Source organism: Pedobacter lusitanus (genome assembly GCF_040026395.1).
In the GTDB taxonomy this organism is placed as follows: domain Bacteria; phylum Bacteroidota; class Bacteroidia; order Sphingobacteriales; family Sphingobacteriaceae; genus Pedobacter; species Pedobacter lusitanus.
Window position 1 is genome coordinate 219,347 of sequence record NZ_CP157278.1, and the last position, 20,185, is coordinate 239,531.

The 20,185-nt window shown below is 38.7% G+C and carries 18 protein-coding genes and 1 pseudogene; 11 read left to right on the forward strand and 8 right to left on the reverse strand.

The features are described 5' to 3' along the window. Positions 1-45 precede the first annotated feature (45 nt). Positions 46-960 carry a DMT family transporter gene (locus PL_RS01025; protein ID WP_041877467.1) on the reverse strand — a complete coding sequence of 305 codons (915 nt, stop codon included), beginning with the start codon at positions 958-960 and terminating at the stop codon, positions 46-48. Next, positions 957-1,505: a GNAT family N-acetyltransferase gene (locus tag PL_RS01030; protein ID WP_041877465.1), complete on the reverse strand. Its 549-nt coding sequence runs from the start codon at positions 1,503-1,505 to the stop codon at positions 957-959. Before PL_RS01030 ends, PL_RS01025 begins: the two co-directional genes overlap by 4 nt. A 72-nt stretch (positions 1,506-1,577) precedes the next feature. Here PL_RS01030 and PL_RS01035 point away from each other — a divergent pair, with 72 nt between their 5' ends. Then, complete coding sequence (locus PL_RS01035) at positions 1,578-2,444, forward strand: LysR family transcriptional regulator (protein WP_041877461.1); 867 nt, start codon at positions 1,578-1,580, stop codon at positions 2,442-2,444. Between the two features lie 271 nt (positions 2,445-2,715). Continuing rightward, entirely contained in the window at positions 2,716-3,810 is a 1,095-nt protein-coding gene (locus PL_RS01040) for an acyltransferase family protein (protein ID WP_041877459.1), read from the forward strand. Positions 3,811-3,821: 11 nt separating this feature from the next. Here PL_RS01040 and PL_RS01045 read toward each other — a convergent pair whose 3' ends face one another. The 3 genes and pseudogenes from PL_RS01045 to PL_RS01055 all read right to left on the reverse strand — a co-directional run. Next, the gene (locus PL_RS01045; RefSeq protein ID WP_052495968.1) at positions 3,822-4,529 is read right to left on the reverse strand and encodes a hypothetical protein; all 708 of its coding nucleotides are present in this window, start codon (positions 4,527-4,529) and stop codon (positions 3,822-3,824) included. Then, positions 4,526-4,915: a hypothetical protein gene (locus tag PL_RS01050; RefSeq protein WP_235324402.1), complete on the reverse strand. Its 390-nt coding sequence runs from the start codon at positions 4,913-4,915 to the stop codon at positions 4,526-4,528. The genes PL_RS01045 and PL_RS01050 overlap by 4 nt, the downstream gene beginning before the upstream one ends. A gap of 81 nt (positions 4,916-4,996) precedes the next feature. Next, positions 4,997-5,245, reverse strand: a pseudogene (locus PL_RS01055) (DUF3667 domain-containing protein); the annotation flags it as partial. Between PL_RS01055 and PL_RS01060 the strand changes: the two are divergent. Further along, positions 5,153-6,142, forward strand: coding sequence for a response regulator transcription factor (locus tag PL_RS01060; RefSeq protein ID WP_235324392.1), 990 nt, complete (start codon positions 5,153-5,155; stop codon positions 6,140-6,142). The pseudogene PL_RS01055 and the gene PL_RS01060 sit on opposite strands and share 93 nt — an antisense overlap. A 5-nt stretch (positions 6,143-6,147) precedes the next feature. Here PL_RS01060 and PL_RS01065 read toward each other — a convergent pair whose 3' ends face one another. Both PL_RS01065 and PL_RS01070 read right to left on the reverse strand, forming a co-directional pair. Then, positions 6,148-7,497, reverse strand: a complete 1,350-nt coding sequence (locus PL_RS01065) for a hypothetical protein (RefSeq protein ID WP_041877456.1) — start codon at positions 7,495-7,497, stop codon at positions 6,148-6,150. 2 nt (positions 7,498-7,499) lie between these two features. Further along, complete coding sequence (locus PL_RS01070) at positions 7,500-8,837, reverse strand: WD40/YVTN/BNR-like repeat-containing protein (RefSeq protein WP_348620789.1); 1,338 nt, start codon at positions 8,835-8,837, stop codon at positions 7,500-7,502. Positions 8,838-9,221: 384 nt separating this feature from the next. Between PL_RS01070 and PL_RS01075 the strand changes: the two genes are divergently transcribed. The 5 genes from PL_RS01075 (at position 9,222) to PL_RS01095 (ending at position 14,858) form a co-directional block, all read left to right on the forward strand. Next, complete coding sequence (locus PL_RS01075) at positions 9,222-10,220, forward strand: cytochrome c3 family protein (protein ID WP_160292049.1); 999 nt, start codon at positions 9,222-9,224, stop codon at positions 10,218-10,220. Between the two features lie 146 nt (positions 10,221-10,366). Then, positions 10,367-11,443, forward strand: coding sequence for a sensor histidine kinase (locus tag PL_RS01080; protein ID WP_041877450.1), 1,077 nt, complete (start codon positions 10,367-10,369; stop codon positions 11,441-11,443). After that, positions 11,440-12,135, forward strand: a complete 696-nt coding sequence (locus PL_RS01085) for a LytR/AlgR family response regulator transcription factor (protein ID WP_041877448.1) — start codon at positions 11,440-11,442, stop codon at positions 12,133-12,135. The genes PL_RS01080 and PL_RS01085 overlap by 4 nt, the downstream gene beginning before the upstream one ends. Beyond that, positions 12,132-13,859, forward strand: coding sequence for a CocE/NonD family hydrolase (locus PL_RS01090; protein ID WP_041877445.1), 1,728 nt, complete (start codon positions 12,132-12,134; stop codon positions 13,857-13,859). The genes PL_RS01085 and PL_RS01090 overlap by 4 nt, the downstream gene beginning before the upstream one ends. Before the next feature lie 132 nt (positions 13,860-13,991). Beyond that, positions 13,992-14,858 carry an alpha/beta fold hydrolase gene (locus PL_RS01095; protein WP_041877442.1) on the forward strand — a complete coding sequence of 289 codons (867 nt, stop codon included), beginning with the start codon at positions 13,992-13,994 and terminating at the stop codon, positions 14,856-14,858. A 105-nt stretch (positions 14,859-14,963) separates the two neighbouring features. Here PL_RS01095 and PL_RS01100 read toward each other — a convergent pair whose 3' ends face one another. Beyond that, positions 14,964-16,619 (reverse strand): S8 family serine peptidase, encoded by a 1,656-nt coding sequence (locus tag PL_RS01100; RefSeq protein ID WP_082035768.1) that lies wholly within the window; start codon positions 16,617-16,619, stop codon positions 14,964-14,966. A 309-nt stretch (positions 16,620-16,928) separates the two neighbouring features. Here PL_RS01100 and PL_RS01105 point away from each other — a divergent pair, with 309 nt between their 5' ends. The 3 genes from PL_RS01105 to PL_RS01115 all read left to right on the forward strand — a co-directional run bounded on the left by PL_RS01105 (position 16,929) and on the right by PL_RS01115 (position 19,783). Beyond that, on the forward strand, positions 16,929-17,780 hold the full coding sequence (locus PL_RS01105; RefSeq protein ID WP_041877439.1) for a helix-turn-helix domain-containing protein: 852 nt from the start codon (positions 16,929-16,931) through the stop codon (positions 17,778-17,780). 161 nt (positions 17,781-17,941) lie between these two features. Then, positions 17,942-18,430, forward strand: coding sequence for a hypothetical protein (locus tag PL_RS01110; RefSeq protein WP_041877437.1), 489 nt, complete (start codon positions 17,942-17,944; stop codon positions 18,428-18,430). A 234-nt stretch (positions 18,431-18,664) separates the two neighbouring features. Then, a complete protein-coding gene (locus PL_RS01115; RefSeq protein ID WP_348620793.1) occupies positions 18,665-19,783 on the forward strand; it encodes an FAD-dependent monooxygenase in 1,119 nt (372 codons plus the stop codon). Positions 19,784-20,185 lie beyond the last annotated feature (402 nt).

A 20,185-nucleotide genomic window follows, 5' to 3' on the forward strand; every position in this document is an offset into this window, starting at 1 on the left:
TTTGATAGCATACTTGTTTGCTATCATTGGAATTGGTTATATGAGTTAACTGCAATGCTCTTTTTTCTTTGAGATCCTGAGTAAAGGAGTGATATTTGATGTTTTCCATTTCAGATTAAGCTCCGATATAAGAGTGGCCATAAATATCATTCCTCCGCCAAGCAGCAGCCGGGATGTAATATCTTCACCCAGAATGAAGTGCGCAGCTATAGCTCCGAAAACCGGCTCAAAAAGATATATAATAGACACCCGCTCAGCGCTAATATATTTTTGAGAAATATTGGAGATCGTATACATGTAGGCTGTTGAAAATAGCGCACAAAAGATGATGCCTGTCCAGAAGGTATTTCCCTGAGGTATCCACCTGATATCTCCCTGGCTTAAGGTTAATAGAAAGGCCAGAATTGAGCAGGTTGCAAACATAGGCACTATTGTAGAGATAATGTCGCGGATCTTTGATTCTCTTTCTATCTGGATGAGATATACTGCGAAACAAAAGGCTCCGGCAATGGTATACAGGTCACCTGTTCCGATGCTGAAATTCTCCTTAATAGATATGACGAACAGGCCGGTTAGTGCAGTAAGTGCAGCTATCCATATTTTTAGCGGTGCAGATTTCCTGTAAATTATAAGTTTAAGCAGAGGGATCATAACAACGGTTATTCCAGCCACAAACGAACATTGCGATGCCGAGGTGTGTGTGATGCCCAATGTCTGCAGATAAATACCAAGCACAAGAGGAAGCGCCAGGCTGGCACCAGCTTTAATTGCAGTCAGGTTCAGGGTTTTTACGTATTTTCTGAAAACTACTGATAATACGATTGTAGCCAGGAAAAACCGGTAAAATAGAAAAAGACTCGGTTGGTTTTCTCCAATAGCGAGTTTGGTAACCGAGAAAGATATCCCCCAGAAAGCGGTGCCCATAATTAATAAACCGAGAAAAATGTTCTTTTTTTTCACCAGGCTGTTTTTGATTCACTAACAACAGTTACTATTTTTTTCATCAGCAGATCTGTTTGCTCATCTTGTCCCAGTTTGAATGGATGCTTACCAAAAACGGTGAAGCCATTTTTCTCATAGAATTTTATAGCTCTGTAATTTTCTTCCCAGACACCAAGCCAGACATAAGGAGCTCTTATTTCATAAGCAAGATCCAGGGCTTTTTGATAGAGCAGCTGACCAACTTTCAGACCATGGAACTCCTTTAGCACATAAATCCGCTCAATTTCAAGAGCATCATTATTCTGTTTTTCAGTCTGAGCCTGTCTGAGGTTGATCTTCAGATAGCCAATTATCTTTTCATCGGCTACCGCAAAATAAATCAGGGAATCCTGATTCGTTAGTTCATCAGTCAGCTTTTCTATTGAAAAACTCTGCTTAAGATATTCCTGCATGTCTTCCTGACTGTTTAAATGCGCAAAGGTTTCCGAAAATGTTGCTCTTCCGATCTCCTGTAATTCTTTTATTTCCTCCAGCGTTACCCTTGGGATAATGATACCTTCCATAGTACGAATGTAAGGAGTCTTTAAATGTAATAAAATGCTATTTATTCATTTATTAATGCATAAATTGCATTAATGGACTTACAGCGAATCAAGTATTTTTTGGCTCTGTCCGAGCAGCTTCATTACTGGAAGACGGCAGAAAAGATAAATATTACACAATCTGCTCTTTCACGTCAGATCCAAACTCTTGAAAATGAGCTTGGCTTACAGCTTTTTGAACGTAATAAGAGAAATGTAAAATTGACCCCTGCGGGCAAATTCTTAAAAGAGAAATGGGAGATAGAGCTGAGTGAACTTGAATATATCCATCAATTTGCAAAACAGATACATTTAGGGGAGCGGGGAACTTTTACCATTGCATATCCTGATTCTATATCGGCTTCCATTATGCCGGATATACTGGCGAAGATTGCAGCAGCATTTCCACAGCTTCAGATTAAGCTTGTACAGGTTTTGTATGAGAGCCAGCTGGAATTTCTAAAAACCTATAAGATTGATCTGGCTATTACCAGGGACATCAATAACGAACTGGGGATAAAATCAAGAAAGTTATATTCTGATCATTTAGCTTTAGTGGTTCCGGAGGATCATCCCTTTAAGGAGTTCGGCGACATCTCTGCAGAAAGCCTTAAGGGGCAAAAATTCATACTGCCCACCAGGGATGAGGGGAGCAGTTACAGTGATATTATTCATGGACTTTTTAAGTCCTATGATTTTGCTCCTGATGTATTTGTTCACTCCGAATTTGGATCTACGATTATTGCGCTGGTGAGGAAAGGATTGGGAATAGCTATTTTACCAGATTCTTATCTGCATCATCAAAGTCCGGGGCTCCGGTTTATTTCTTTGCCCTTTAAGACGGATCTGTTTATCAACTGGCGTGCTGATGATCATAATCCGGTACTTGCCAATATTCTGGAGCTTATCCTTGATTATTAAGGAGCAATTCTGCTTTTATTCCTGTTTTATATTGCCCTGTATGTTGGCTATGGGCTGGTTCTGATACTCTGGCAAAAATGTAAAGAGATTTTTACCTGAAGTAAAATTGACGTTGAAGATGGATTGTGCCGGTAATTACCTTCTGCAGGTATAATCTGTTGCTTTAATTTTTAATTCTTATTTTGATTGGGGGATTAATTTAGATAATTTGGGGCGACCACAAACCTGGCGCTATCGCCGGATTAAAATAACCTGACAGGATACTTATTAAATGCATACGGAAAAAACCACCGCGACAGTTCTCCAAACAAAACAACATTTCGAAATTCTTGATGGACTAAGGGGCTTTGCAGCCCTGGCAGTAGTAGTCTTTCATTTTATGGAGTGGGTTTATACCGATCCCAGCAAGAACTTTATCGGACACGGTTTTCTGGCTGTCGATTTCTTCTTCTGCCTATCAGGTTTTGTGATTGGATATGCCTATGATGATCGTATAGCAAAAATGGGCATACTCAATTTTTTTGTATCAAGAATTATCAGGCTCCATCCTTTGGTCGTCGCAGGATCTATATTTGGTTTGCTGGCATTTTTGTTCGACCCCTTTGGTGGTCATCCCGAATTATACAGCACCGGTAAAATCATTCTGACGTTTTTTTGCTCCTTATTCCTTATTCCTTTACCTGTAATCGCAGACCGTGGATTTAACCTGTTCAGTTTTAATGCACCCGCCTGGTCATTGTTTTGGGAGTATATAGCCAATATTGTTTACGCATTTGTGCTTTACCGGATTGGTCGTAGTTACCTGTTGCTGCTGACCATACTTTCTGCCGTTGCTATTTGCTTTGTAGGTTACCGTGCCGGCAATTTACTGGGGGGCTGGAGTGGCCCGACTTTTTGGGATGGCTTTGCCCGCATATCGTATTCCTTTTTAGCAGGGTTGCTTATTTACCGTTCCAACTGGATCATCAAAAACAAGCTGGGATTTATCGGACTGGCGATATTACTCTTGCTGGCCTTTATAATGCCATCCTCTAAATGGAACTGGTTCTCCGAACCTTTGGTTGTATTGCTTTATTTCCCCCTGCTGATAGCTTTGGGTGCAGGAGCAACATTAACACCAGGCTTAAAAAAGCTTTGCTTGTTTTCCGGAAAAATCTCTTATCCATTATATATGACGCATTATGCCGCGTTATGGATGTTCGGAAATTATTATACCAGCCATAAGCCGGGTACTATGCAGCTGACTTTTATCATTATATCCGGGGTAATCCTGCTGGTTGGAGCAGCTTACCTGGTTATGGTAGTTTACGATATACCAGTGAGGAAATATTTAAGTGATAAAAGGAAGGCCAGGTTTGCCAGATAAAAGCCGGCGGGTCAGTTTACATTCCCTGATCTTATAATTTTTTTGAACGTAATCTTTCCTGAATATCGCTCATTAATTCTAAAAGTATTCAATGCATCAAAATGCAGTCTGTTGAATTGAGCAGCTTTGTCGATATTCTGCCAGCTGCCATAAAATTGATTATGGCCCATATACTTATTTTTCAAGGTGCTGATCAGCAGGAAAAATCCGGCAAAGACGAACGGAATATAAACCCACTTTATTTTACTGAATTTATTAACCCAGTCCGGCCGGTCATGATTCTGAAATAATGGTGGTTCGATCCAAAAATATTTAATAAAAAGCGAGAATTCAGAAAAGAAAACAAACAGCGCCATCATGGTCAGTATTGTTGCAAAACCTTTCGCTCCATCAATATCAAATGCAAAGTCAACCATTAAGATATTAATCATAAAAGCAAGAAAGAGAATAATGCCGGGTCTTGTTGTCTTTCTGAAGAATAAGAGCAGAGAACTTACTATTTGCGACCCGGCGATAAATAAGCCATACCAGTATGAATAGCCATAATAATACCAGGTTAATTCAAATCCGCTGAGTGAACCGACCGGTTTGTCATAGGTGCCTGGCTGTGTGGTAAACTGAGTTCCTAATATCTTTGCAAAAGCATAGGAAAGAATCATCGTTGCCAGAAAATAACGGCAGAATGTGTGTAAATAGTAATGTGCTTTTTTTCCGTTCATGATTTGATGAAAAAGTCTATCAGAAGACCTAAAAGTATTGCAGAAATGGAAAACGTAATCATCCCGAGTATATAGGAAGCGAATGCTTTTAAATAATTTGCGATTTTCTTTTTATCAAAAAACTGTCCGATGGCCATGGTAAAATACGCTATGGCTATAATTCCTGAAACTTTCATCAGGCTTACTTTTGTTAACCCCTCAAAAATGGCAAAAACAGAAAAGATCAGCATTCCCATTCCTAAGACGAAACATAACAGGATCAATAATTCAAAAAAATTGTACTCATATTTTCTGAAGAATAATTTTAGCCAGAAGGCGATAAAAATGCCCATAATAATATTACCATAACCATAATGATGATGGATCCAATTGAAAATTAAAGTCATTGCAGATTTTTCCGGGCCGTTAAAAGAAACGTACCTATCATCAAGATGAAATAAGTTATTTATCACTGTATAGATCAGAGAGGTTACAATGATAAAAAGTATGGGTTTTACGAGTCTGCTTCTGTTCTCTGTTATAAATTCTTTTATATTTTGGCCTGGTCTGCTAATGAGTTCTTTTATGGTATAAAGGATGCCCTTTTCAAAATGTAAAATATGCCAGATTTCATGTAAGACATAATGCCTGTCCACTCTTTTAATCTGTACGGGCAGACCGCAATTGCAACAGAAATTGCCCTGGGCTATATTACTGCAGTTTCTACAATTGATCATCTTACTGTGTATGATTCATTTAAATCTAATGCTGATAATTTCTCCATTATGAAAGGTTATTTTCTCCAAAAATCACTACAAAAATATTCTCAAAGACTACACTTTAGTGTAGATTTGGGAGAAGCCAATGCCAAAATGAAGAACCACACTAATTCAAGTCTGCTAACCAAAAACAGGGTAGGGAAAATATCAGAAGAAGACTCTCTTAAACAGCAAAATTATCTGGAAGTCGTCAAATCTTTTGCAAGATTAACCTATGAAAGTATCTATGTTATAGATTATGAAAAAATGGCATTTGAATACGTTTCAGAAAATCCATTGTTTTTATGTGGATATTCTTCTGAAGAGGTTTTGAATATGGGCTATGACTTCTATTTTAAAAATGTTCCTGAAAATGATCTGGAATTATTGAATCTGATTAACGAAGCAGGATTTGATTTCTTTGAGAAACTGCCCGGGGATACGAAAAAAATGTACAGCATAACTTATGATTTTCATCTGGTCAATCAGGATGGTAAACACATTCTGATCAATCATAAGCTTACCCCATTGTTTTTGACAAGCGATGAAAAGATGTGGAAGGCCATGTGCATAGTGTCTATTGCTCATCATCAAAAAGCAGGTAATATTTGTATCCATAAGCAGGGCACTGATATAACCTGGGAACTCGATACAGTAACTAAAGTCTGGCGTAAATCAGAGAAACCTAAACTCACAAAAAGAGAGATGGAAATATTGCGGCTGCATGCACAGGGATTAACTATTAACCAGATTGCAGAAAAAATATTTGTTTCTTCTGATACAGTGAAGTATTACAGAAGACGGATTTTTGAGCGTTTAAATGTGAGTAACATCGTAGAAGCGCTTTCTTATGCCGTTAATAACAAGATTATTTAAACTGATCAGTTTTTGTAATACAAACCATCCTGACCAACCAGCAAAAAGTTTCCATCTGGCTTGATGTAGTAGGAATAAATAGTTTTGTCAAAACCCAGCTCTAATCTTCCCCAATTGTTCTTGATACTATAGATACCCGGTTTTGGAGTGTAACGTACCAGATAAAAAACATCGTCTCTGTAAAATGAAATATTGGATACAGATTGCGAGCTGCTGTTCCATTCATAGTAACGTTTTGCCGTACCCTTTAGCGTTAGTGGAGATACTTGTGCAATTATAGCGTCATCTGAACCAACATAAAGGTTACCATCCGGGCCAATTGCAAATCCCGAAGGCTGAGAAAGATAATAACCATAATCCAATTTGATGGACTGCCAGGACTTTCCGGTATCTTTAGATCTGAAGAGTGTTCCCCAATCATCAAAAAGATACAGACTTCCGTCAGCATGTTTATTGAAAAAACTGAAACGCTGCGAATCCCGTGACACGATTAATTTTTGCCAGAAGCCTCCATTGTCTGTAGTAATATATGGTCCGTCGAAATAAAAACTAACCATCAAAATATCATCTTTAACCATGAAGCCGGTAGGATCTCTTTTGTCCAGGATACCATTATTTATCTCATGCCAGTTTTTTAGATCCCTGGAGTATATCACACCGTTGGATTTGGTAAGTAGGTACAACCAGCCTTTACTATTGAATTGTGCAGACACTATCTCAGAGGAATTTGGAATTCCTTTGACTTTTTCCCAGTTTATTCCATGATCAGTTGAAGCATAAAGCTCCCTGTTTACCAGGTAAAGTGTTTTATTGTCAAAGGTTGTTATCTGAGTGTTATAGATATCCAGGGTCCCGCAACCACAGGCTTTAGCCCAGTCGCTTTTAGGTTTACTGCCTGTTGCCTGTATCTCAACTGAGTCTTGTGGAACAGGTGATTTGCCATTCTCGGTATAGAATTGCGGAGTGGCATAGACATAAGCTATTATTTTTTGGTTGGGAGTGTTGCATCCCAGTTGCCATCTGGCTTTAGCTGTTCCGTCAGGCAGAATATATGGTTTGGAATAGTCAGCATCACTTTTAACTATGCCATTGCCCTGAACCATTGCGAACTGCAGATAGTATTGTGCCGTTTCTTTTTCTTGTGGAGCAGTAATCTTGAAAGTCAGCTCATCAGACAGGTATTCTCCGTAGGCTCCGGACTGGTTGTTGCCACTTACCAGCGTAAGCTTTGCCTTTGGCTGAGTTTCAGGAATGGGGTTGGGTTGAGGTTTTTCATCTTTTTTACAACCTGCAAGCACTATTATTGCAGCAAATAGGATAAGAAAAAATTTTATAGCGTTGGTAAGTCTGATCATGATTATGGCTTCAAAAGGTCGTAAGTTAGAATTGAGGATTGTTGCAGGCCATAAATGGTAGTTTCATCCTTTATTACGGCTTTACGAAGGTCATAAACACCGTAATTGCTTCTCATGATTTGTGTCCAGCTTACCCCGTTGTCTCTGGATTCTGAGATTTCTCCGCCAGAGCTAACCAGAAAGCCATGTCCCTTTTCGAAAAAGCGAATAGCTATGATAGGAAAGCCAGCTCCGCTGGTTATTTTTTCCCAATGTTCACCACCATCGGTGGTACGCATGAGCATTCCATTTTGTCCAGCTACAAAACCTGTTGAGCTGTTTATGAAGTAGATTTTATTCAAATTATTGTTTATTTGAACAGGCAGTTGTTTCCATGTTCTGCCTGCATCAGTGGTTCGTGCGATAAAGCCAACTGCCCCGCAGGTGAATAGTGTATCGCTACCGATATGAGTCAGGTCATAGAGCCTGTTCTGTATATTGAAACTACCTGATTTATTCCAGGTTTGCCCACCATCTACTGTCTTTGCAATATTGCCCTGAAGACCTACGGAATAGATCGTGTTTCTGCTTTGCAGGTAATAACTGCTTGAGCTCTGGTGCCCGATAAATGGGGGAGTCCAGTTGTTGGCCTGAAAAAAAGTTTTTCCTCCGTCATAGGTAAAGTAAGCGTAATTGTTTACAATATTTACCAGGGCAGTGTCCCGGCTTGAAAAGGAAATAATATAAGCACTGTTATCTACCCTTACCGGCTCACCTTTTAGCCAGGTTTTTCCACCATCTGCAGTTCTGATTACTCCTGAGCCTTCTCCAACCGCTATTCCATTATACTCATCAATGAATTGAAGATCCTGCAATACATTATAGCCATTCTGACTTCCATAATATACACTTTTCCAGGGCTTGCGTACCCTGGCGGAGAGCACTACGGAGTCCATTGCTTTGCAGGTTCCTGAGGTCATATCTTTAGCGTTGCAGTGAGCAGAGAAGTAAAGTTTTATTGTAGGATTCTCTACATTGGGGTAGGGTAGCCAGGAGCCCTTGATGATCATGTTTCCGCCGGACTTAACCTGACTATATAGTCGAAAAGTATCATAAGGCCCATTCGATTTCTCATCATATGCCAGTGGCGATCCATCATATGATGCATCCATTTTAATCCTTAGTACAATTGTATCCAGGAATTCTTCTTTGTATGCCAGTTGATTATTCCCCCGTACGATTTCAATACCTTTTACGTTACGATCCGGAGCTATATCAGGTGGAGAAGGTTCGTTTTTTTTACAGGCTGCTATACAGATGATACAAATTACAAATAGGAGAGAGCGGAATATCCTTGACATGGAGAGCTGTTGAATTTTTCCAAAAGTAATAAATATATGAACATGGGGGAAATATAAATGACAGGGGGAATTTAGCTTAATACCCCTGGTTTATTTTGAAAATCCGGCCGTTATATTTTTTTATCTGTACTAGTGGTTTTTTTTATTATTTTAGTTAGCAATTCCTAATATTCTAACCAAATCTTATATATGGGCCGGAGACGCTTCTCCCTGATTTTTTGTATTCTGGCAATTTTTGTGTTTGCGGTTGTGCAATGTACACAGGTAAAAAGTAAAAATAATGATAGCAGGGGACCAGCCTACGCCGGGAGCACTGCATGTGTAAGCTGTCATAAAGACCTTACCGAATCTGCCGTCCACAATTCTCATTTTAATGCTTCAAAAATGTTAACGAAGCCTGACTCTGCTGACAGCCTGCATATACCTGACGGAGAGTTTGTGTTTAATGAACAGACTAAAGTACAGGTGAAGAACCGTGTTGACGGCCTGTATCAGTCTGCGCTGATCAATGGGGTTGATAAAAAAACAGAACATACAGACATGATTTTTGGTGCTGGAAACAGTGCATATACGTTTGCATTCTGGTATGGTAAACAGCTGATGCAAATGCCATTGAACTACCTGACTAAAGAACATCAATGGGTAAACAGCCCGGGATTCCCTGATAACCAGATTTATTTTGGCAGGCCAATCGTTTCCCGTTGTTTAGAATGCCATAGTTCTTTCGCGGACAAAAAGATGGTACAGGGAGCTAATTTTTCAATAGAGGAAGAATACGTTAAAAACTCCGTTATTGCAGGTATAGATTGCGAACGTTGCCATGGCCCTGCGGCACAGCACGTAGCCTTTCATGAGGAAAATCCTACCGTGAAAACAGCCAGATTTATGGTGAGTTATAAAAAGCTGGCGTTAACCAGAAGGGTGGATGTATGTGGGGTATGCCATTCAGGAACGGGTATCCGGACGGTGACTTCTACATTTAGTTTTAAACCTGGTGATACGTTAAAAACAATGCCTGAATATAGTGCCTACAGAGGAGAAGATCCTGATGTACACGGAAAACAAAAGCAGCTGCTTGAGGCTAGTGTATGTTATAAAATTGGTAAGGCAGAATGTATTACGTGTCACGATGTGCATGATAACAAGAAGCCTGGTCTGGCCATTTATTCTGCTAAATGCATCAGCTGTCACCAGGAGGTGAAACATGAAACATTAAAAGAGAAAGATAAAGCTGTGCTGGCAAAGAACTGCATTGACTGCCATATGCCGGTTAAAGAGTCGCACGCTATAGGTTTCCAGATGAGCAATAGCAAAGAGAAGATCCCTTATAAACTGCGTACGCATCGTATTGCAATCTATAATGAGCTGGTTAAGAGGAAATAATTATATCGGTGCTATTAAGTCCGCCATGTCCTCTATTTGATTTAATTTGGAGTGATCTCATAAAAAATTTGCGCTCATCCCCTAAATTCCCCGTTGATGTACTTTCTCTTTTAAGTTTGGAATGAATTGCGTTGCTTTAAATAATTATGATAGTAAAACGGGTAAATCATCGGCCATTGCTGTCCCTTTATTGGAAATGCCAGATCATAGGATGGTCTGTAGCATCCCTGTATTGGGGATATGCAGGTTTTCTTAGTGGGAATTTCGACTTTTTAATTGGATCGTTGCAGTTTATTACCGATGTGGCCATATATATAGGTCTGACTAATATTTACCACAAACTTGCCTTAAAAAACAACTGGCGGAATTTAGGTTTTAACCAGATTCTAAAACTCATGATCCCTGCTGTTTTTGTGATGGGAGTAGCCTATACCATAGTTACTTTACTGAAGACTTATCTTTTCAGGTACTGGTTCTTTCCTGTTCCTTCCCAATCTCTGCTATTGTTTTTTAAGTCCGGCGGATTGAACATTTTTATTGCAGGGATCAGGCTCATGTCTATCTGGTTGCTGGCTTATCATTTATATCAATACGCACAGCGTGAAATAGCCATTACTAAAGAAAATGCACGACTGGTAATGATTAACAAGGATACACAGCTCCATAATTTATCTGCGCAGCTTAACCCTCATTTTCTCTTCAATTCACTAAACACTATCAAAGCCTTAGTTCTTGAAAATCCTAAAGATGCCAGAAGGGCCATTGACCTGCTATCAGATTTATTGAGATCTGGCCTGTATAACAAGGATAATATGCAGACTATTGTTAGCGATGAAATCAACTTAGTGAAGGACTATCTTGAACTGGAAAAGTTAAGAATGGAAGGGCGCCTGCAACAAGATATAGCCATTGATCCGCTTTTGATGTCCTTCATTATACCGCGTTTAAGTATTCAGACGCTGGTTGAAAACGCGATAAAACATGGGGTTGCCCGGCAAAAAGATGGTGGGTTTGTATATATAGAAATTAAAAAGGACAATGACCAGATCAGTATCAGTGTCAAAAATACCGGACAATTTAATGGTAAAGAGTCGTCTCATGGTATTGGGCTTAAAAATCTGAGTGAAAGGCTCCGGTTACAATATGGCGGACTTGCAAAATTTACAATTACAGAACAACCTAAAGGAGTTGTACTGGCCTCTTTACTTATCCCAATCCTATGAAGAAAATTAAAGTCCTGATAATAGACGATGAGCGTGCTGCCAGGAGTGAGGTCAGGAGGCTTTTAGACAATTATCCTGAATTTGTTATCTCGGGTGAAGCTGGAAATGCTGATGAAGCCAAATTACTGATTGAACAACAACATCCGGATATCCTTTTTTTAGATATTCAGATGCCTGAAAAATCCGGATTTGATCTTCTGGAATCTCTTAGCCGTGTACCTCAGGTTATCTTCATTACAGCCTATGATCAATATGCTGTAAAAGCTTTTGAATACAGCGCACTCGATTATCTGATGAAGCCTGTGCGCGAAGAACGTTTTGAAAAAGCAATTTGTCAGATCAGAGAAAAGATGGTGTTGCAGCTATCTGAAGACAGGATCTTTGTTAAAGACCGGGGACAGTATCACTTTATCAGCTGGAAAACTGTTTATCTGATCCAGTCTATGGATAACTATGCGTTTTTGCATTTTGAAGACAAAAAAGTATTCTACAAATGTTCCCTGAACCAGTTGGAGAAGAATCTGGATAAAAAGAACTTTTTTAGGGCAAACCGTTCGCAAATCATCAATCTTCAATTCATCCATAAAATCGATATTATGGAAAAGGGCAGGTTAACGATTTGTCTGCTATCCGGAGATGTGATAGAAGTATCCGAGCGGCAGTCCGTTAAATTTAAAGCTATTAATAGATGAAAAGACAATTAACTCTGGCCGGTTTGTTTTTGATGATAACATTCCAATCTGGCTTCGCGCAGAAAAATTTAAACAGGGATCAATATCTGATCACTGACAGTGTACTGATCAAAACAAAATATGGTGCCACTTTATCCGCTGTGGTTGTAAGAAAGAAAGGAATCACTGTACCTCAGCCTGCAGCTCTGCTATTTTATATTTATTCAAATCTGGAGAGAAGTCTTAGTGAAGCAATCTATGCTGCAGATCATGGTTATGTTGGAATTGTCGCCGATACCAGGGGAAAGCGCTTAAGTATGGATAAAATAGAACCTTATGAACATGAACAGGAGGATGTTAATGCGGTCATTGACTGGATTATTCAGCAAAGCTGGAGCAATGGAAAGGTGGGGATGTACGGGGGGAGCTATTCGGGCTTTGCACAGTGGGCAGCGTTAAAACATCCACATCCTTCCCTTAAAACCATTGTACCCTATGTGGCTGCCATACCCGGTCTTGGCGTGCCGATGGAAAACAATGTTTTTTTAAACGTCAATTATCAATGGGCTTTTTATGTGACTAACAATAAGTATACAGATGATCCGATAAATGATGACAAACAGCGGTGGAGAAATCTGCGTGAAAAATGGTATGAGAGTGGTGTGGCCTATAATAAAATCGACAGCATAGATGGTACACCAAATCCCTGGCTGCAGCGTTGGTTAAAACATCCGTCTTACGATCACTACTGGCAGGCCATGGTGCCTTATCAGGGTGATTATTCCAGAATTAATATCCCTGTACTGACCATTACCGGATACTATGACGATGGTCAGATTTCTGCAATGCATTATCTCACAGAACACTATAAATATAATCCTAATGCCAATCACTACCTCATCATAGGGCCATATGATCATTTTGGTGCCCAGCGGGGTGGCACACCGCTAATACACGAATATAAGGTGGATCCGGAGGCATTGATCAATACAAAAGAAATCACCTTTCAGTGGTTTGATTATATAATGAAAGGTGGCAGGAAACCTGCTTTATTAAAGGATAAGATTAATTATGAACTCATGGGGGCTAACAAATGGAAACATGCCCCATCTATTGAAAAAATGAGTAATAAGGCCTTAAGGCTTTATTTGACCAGTGAAAAGGACGGAGAAAATTATCTACTGTCAGAGAAAAAACAAAACAACCGGTTCGCAGTCAATCAGGTAGTAGACCTGGCCGACCGGAATTCGTCTAATAATGATTACTATCCGGATCCAATCATAAAAAAGGATCTGGACCGTACTAATGGATTGTTTTTCATCAGTAAGCCATTTGATCATTCCGTTTCTGTTAATGGGATGTTTTCAGGAGAGCTAAAGGCCGTGATCAATAAAAAGGATATGGATATTGGTGTTGTACTCTATGAAATAATGCCCAATGGCGAATATTTTGAACTGTCCTATTTTTTAGGGCGGGCCAGTTATGCGAAAGACATGAGTATCAGGCAGCTTCTGCGGCCCGGTATAGAAGAGACTATTCCCTTTAACAGGACAAGACTTGTCAGCCGCCAGCTGAGTAAAGGAAGCAGGCTCCTCGTAGTTTTGAATATTGATAAGAACCCTATTGCCCAGGTTAATTATGGTACAGGCAAAGATGTAAGTGAAGAAAGTATACACGATGGAGGAATACCATTAACCATAAAATGGCGTAATGGCAGTTTTATTAGTATCCCGGTTCTGGATTGAGATGAGATCGGCTAGTTGTTACAAATTGGCGGGACTTCACCCTTAAATTGTCGTTTTTGCACAGCATCAAATTATGAAATCGACTCCATCTTTGTATGGTCAGTAAAATTCTAACCAAATTTAAACAGCCTTATGAAAAACTTATCCCAAACACTTAAATCGATGCTGCTGATTGCAATCATCATGTTTACAGCATTTCAATCAAACGGACAACAGTCTAAACCTTCCGGCAGTGGTTATGTACCTGTTAATGGTATCAAAGTTTATTACGAAGTATATGGTGAGGGCAGGCCTTTAGTTTTATTACACGGTGCTTTTATGACAATTGATATGAACTGGGGTCAATTAATCCCTGAGCTGTCAAAAACAAGAAAAGTAATTGCTGTAGAATTGCAGGGGCATGGACATACACAGTTTTCAGATAGAAAATTATCACATACTACTCTGGCAAGTGACGTAGAAGGGGTCATGGATTACCTGAAAATTGACAGTGCTGATATAACTGGATATAGTTATGGTGGATCTGTAGCATATCAATTTGCTATACAAAGCCCTAAACGGGTAAGAAAATTAGTAATCATTTCTTCTACTTATAAAAATAGTGGCTGGCTACCAGAAGTAAACAATGCGCTTAAAGCAATGAAGCCTGAATTTCTTACAAATACACCTATGAAAGCTGCGTACGATGCGGTGGCACCAGATAAAACCAAATGGACAAAGTTCTTAGAGCAAATGATTGCTTTTAATCATATACCATTCGACATGGGAGAGGCAAATATTGCGAAAATTACTTCGCCTGTATTGATAATTTCAGGTGACAATGATGGCCTGGACAAAATCGAATTGATAAAAACATACCAACTATTGGGAGGCGCTGTATGTGCTGATTTTGGAGCAATGCCTAAATCTCAGTTGGCTATAGTTCCTTCGCAGAGCCATGTGAGCCTTATGATGCAGACCAAAACAATATTAGGTTATCTGGATAGTTTTTTGAAGTAAGCTTAGCTAATTAGGTTAAGGATAATGAATGAAAATGAAAAGGTTGAAATGCTGAGTTTTGTAGTTTAAGATAGGTTATCACAAACTGTGATAACCTATCTTAAACTACCTGAAAGCTATTATTTTTTTGCTTAGCTCCATTGCTATCTGCATATCCGCAATACCGTAACCATAAGGAACTTCGGGCTTATTTGCCATATGACCTGATTTTCTGATAACTTCCATCAGCTCTTTATTTGTTAATTTTGGATAAGCTTGCCACAAACAGGCAGTCAGACCGGCCATGATTGGGCTGGAGTAAGAGGTTCCGCTCCGGTTTTCGCTTTCACCACTAACATTAATAACACTCGCGCCTTGCCCCATGGCCATCACATCAGGCTTCATCCTTCCGTCTACTGTAATACCCCAGGAGGTGAACATCCCGGCATTACCTCTGGAGTTAACTGAACCCAGTGTTAATACATTTGGAGAATCAGCTGGTGTTCCAACCCAGGTGTCATTATTTCCTGCACAATTAACAATGAAAATTCCTTTACTTGCTGCTGCATTTGCACCTCTGGTGGCCTGTGCAGTTTTACCATCCATATCGTTAAACTCGTACTTTGCAGAAACCAAATAGTGGGAGGTATATGCTAGTGATGAGTTGATGATATCTACACCCACGCTGTCTGCATATTCTGCTGCATTTACCCAGTAGTCTTCTTCAATAGGGTATTCTGATGACGAATCTTCGGTGCGTAAAAGCCAATAATTTGCTTCAGGTGCTGTACCTACATATTTGCCCGGTAAGTTAGTTGCCATGCATGATGTTACCCAGACGCCATGACTGTCTATTGCATACGGATCATCATTCTCGTAGACAAAAGATTTTGCGCCTTTAATATTTATATTCTTAAAAGATGGATTATTCTTCATGTCGATAAAACCAGCATCGATGACAGCAATATCAATTCCTGCTCCTTTAAATCCCTGTTGATGTAAAATTTGTCCATTATTTATCTTGATATTGTTCGCTGCTGAACCATAGTCAAGTTGATTATTTGCAGTATGGTTTGAAACAAGCTGAGGTATGTCTATGTATTTTTTAGCAGGTGGCGATGTCGTTCGTTTACCTTCCCATACCATGATTACATCTTTAACAAAGGGAAGGGCTTTATATTGGTCAATCAAAAATTGATCGCTGCAATTAACACTTACTGTGTTAAGCCACTTGCTTTTTGCCACTATAATGCCTCCAACTTTTTGGATAGCCTTAAGGTATTCGGCGGAAATAGGTAAATCTGTCTCATCAATGGCGATATTTCCCTTCCGTCTTCTTTCTATCGCTTTTACGGAAAGAAATTCCTGAGGCCGATTAACAGAGAAATTTGAAAGGCCCTTATCTTTTAAAACTAATCGATATTTATAATCATTAGCATCAGTAACCACTACTTTGCATTTAGCTGTTCCCTTTCCGCCCACCATTGTGGCTACAATGTATGTCTCTCCAGCTCCCGCTGCCCAAACTGTACCATCTGGTTTTACTGTTGCTATTCTTATATTTTCGGAACTCCATACTACTTCTTTAGACTCTCCAGATTGTATGTTCTGAATATTTACTGTTAATCTCGCACCTAGTTCGGGGTGATCTCTTTTAAGCTGTACAAAGGAAGGATCTATTATGATAGAGGGAGTCGATGGCAATTCTGATTTCTTGCAGGCGGAGAAGTATAAGCTAAAGCAAAGAAAGGGTAGGCAAAGCTGAAAAGTACGAAGCGTCATTTATTGTTATTAAGCAGGTTGGATTTTTAGTCTGAAAGAAAAATCTGATTTTTTAAAATATTTCATCAAAACTAGCAATTTTAACGATTAGGATTAATTACTTTCTAAGTTTCCTCTTTATTGTCAATTTGTTTAGCCTTTAAAGGTGGGGAATATGAGTTGACTCCTTTGGTAACGAGACTGATGCTTGCTATTGCCCTTACAGCACAATGCGGAGAGGATCATCGTGATGAACCTGAAAAATTAATAAATGTAGATTTAACCGGATAAAAAATCTAAAACCAGTCATTATAAATTATATTTACGGCAATGGTAATCGATTATAAAAAGATTGATTTGTTTGGAAAATCATTCATTCAGAAAGTGATATTAAAAGCACCTTTTGAATTTGCTTTTCCTGTTTCTGAACAAGCTTGTTTTTTATACATGCTGCAAGGTGAAATGCTGTATCAATTTGATGATGATCATCTAAATATTCCTGCCAATCATTCATTATTACTCAACTGCATAAAGTCTGGAAAACAGATACACGATTCAAATGCCGGCAGCAATGGTGAAATTGTAATCGTTACTTTCCATCCGGAAATATTAAAGAGAATTTATGAAAGTGAACTTCCTTTGTTACTCCGGCCAGGTAATAAAGTAACTAATCAGTCAAGTGGAAAGATAAATAATGATTTTTTGATTCAAAAGTATATTGAAGGTCTCCTCTTTTATTTTGAGAATCCATCTTTGGTCAATGACGAAATTTTGATTTTGAAACTGAAGGAAATCATCCTTTTGCTTTCACAGACACGAGACGCTGAAACTATACAAGTCATCTTATCACAACTTTTCTCGCCCGCTTCATATACTTTCAAACAAATTATAGCAGCGAATATTTTTTTGCCGGTTAGTGTTGAAGAGCTGGCACAAAAAAACAATTTGAGCATTTCCTCATTTAAAAGGGAGTTTAAAAAATTGTACAATGATTCTCCTGCCAATTATATTAAAACCAGGAGACTGGAAAGAGCCGCAGAACTGCTTTTAGTTTCCAATGAGCGTATCACAGGCATAGCCTTTGATTGTGGGTTTAACGACTTAGCCAACTTTACTAAAAGTTTTCATGATAAGTACAGCGTTACTCCAACAAACTATCGTTTGAAGTTGAATAATAAATAATAACCATTGATCCTTAAAAATTATTCCTTCTAAACCAGCCATTTTAGAAGGGGAGGATGAGCCATATCGCCAAATAATTGACCTGATTCACAAAACCATTCTGTTTTTTGTATTGCAATTTTGAACTGTCAATAAAGACTTTCAAATTTAAAATAAACATCATGGGATTATCAAACTTAGGAATTTTTCATACTGCTATAGGCGTTGTTGCCATTGTTGCTGCAATTATCGCTTTAGTACGAAGAGGAAAAATAGATTTACAGCAGTTTACAGGTAAGATTTACTTTTATTGTACGCTTGTCTCTTCATTAACAGCCCTAGGATTATCTAGTATCAAAGGGATTAATCCAGGACATATTCTGGCGCTACTAATTGTGGTTCTGATATCGGCTGCTTATTATCTTTACGCTAAAAAGCAAGGAAATAACCAAGTTCGTTTTATAGAGAACTTTCTTCTCTCCTTTAGTTTTTTCTTATCATTGATTCCTGCGATCAATGAAACTTTTACCCGTGTTCCTATTGGACATCCTTTAGCTAAGGGATCTACTGACCCTTTAATCGGTAAAACACTTCTTCTTGTTTTAGTGCTGTTTATTGCAGGTTCTGTTTATCAGTTCAGAAAGCAAAAAGAAATTAACAAGTCAATATAATTTAATATAAGCAAAACGAGTAATTCGACTCACTCATTATTTATTTTTTACGCTTTAACTGCAAATACTATTTTTCCAGATTACATAATATCAGTTAAGAATTTGTTGTCTATATCTGGGTTTTCTAAGATTTTTACGACTATTTTTAGTAGCTATCAGGGTATTTTAATTGCAAAGGTGTTGCTACTTTTGAACCGTCACCAAATATTACAAAACAAATAAAGTTTGAAAGCTATGAAAAAAAAAGTCTTAATTTCAGGTGCAAGCTTTGCCGGATTGACCTTAGCCTATTGGTTAAATAAATTTGGCTATCAGGTAACCGTAGTAGAATTGGGTAAAGGCCTTAGAAAAGGCGGTTCGCCCATCGATGTCCGGGGCAAAGCCATGGATGTTGTAAAAGAAATGGGAATATTACAAAAAATTAAAGCCCATGAATTTATCCATACTGATGAGATCGTAAATGCGAAAGGCGAAACACTAACTAGTTTTTCAGTAAATGCACTGGAGGAATATCGCGGAGATATTGAAATCCATCGCAGTGATCTGGTCGAAATCATTTTTGAAATTGTCCCTAAGGATGAAGTCGAATTTATTTTTGGCAACAGTATAAAAACGTTGATCCAGCACGAAAACCGTGTTGAAATATCCTTTGAAAATGGATCGGACAGTAGTTTTGATTTCGTATTTGGCGCAGATGGCACACACTCTATGGTAAGGAGACTTGTGTTCGGAGCTGAAGAAAATTTCAAAAAATTTTTCGGTGTTTACTTTGCTTTTGCCAAAGCAGATCATATATACACAGGCAGATCGGGTAACACCGGGATAATATACCGGGAGCTGGGTAAGGAGGCGGTTATATACCACTTCAAAGATGGAGCGAATGCTATACTAATGTTTAGAGCGCCTAAATTAGATTGGAATTATAGAAATGATGAACAACAAAAGCAAATTCTGAAAGAATATTTTGGCAATAATACGAATTGGAAAATCCCCGACATTTTAGACTCCATGCTTCATTCCGACAATTTGTATTTTGATGAAGCGAGTCAGATTCATATGCCGACCTGGACAAAAGGACGTGTTGCCCTGGTTGGCGATGCTGCGTATGCACCAAGTTTTTTTACGGGAATGGGCACAAGTTTAGCTTTGGAAGGCGCAACTTTGTTGGCAAATGAGCTTCACGTAAGTGAAGATTACACAACTGCTTTCGGGAAGTATAACGAAACGTTTAAGCCTTTTGCCGAAAGCATTCAAGCCCGTATTACCCGTGGTCTGAAAGTTCAATTGCCCGAAACAGAGGAAGAGTTCCAGGCATCTATTACCGCGTTGCGTAATAATGAGAAACTTTCCTAATCGCCGAAATTGAAGGAGTTCAAAAGGAATTATTATCATGGATGGCCCAGTTATGGTGTGATACCCTAACCCCAAATTTCATTTACACAGATTTCTGTGTACTGCCTTTATATTTTAAATTTCGTTCCTGATTGATTTGAACTCGGCTTATGGAAATTCTTATTTTCAGTAATAACATTATAAATATGCTGATCTAGCCTTCCGTTACTAAGTCCATATTTAGCAAAATTTTGAGGATAAATTAATTCATTACTGTGGTATATGGCTAGTTCTCCATTTTGAAAGCTCATGATCAATTGATTTACCTCTCCTTCACCAGTGTAAATAAAATCCGATCTGTCAAAATAAAAAAAGAAATTTGTAATATTTTTAAAGCTCTCGTTGAAATTAATTCTGATATTA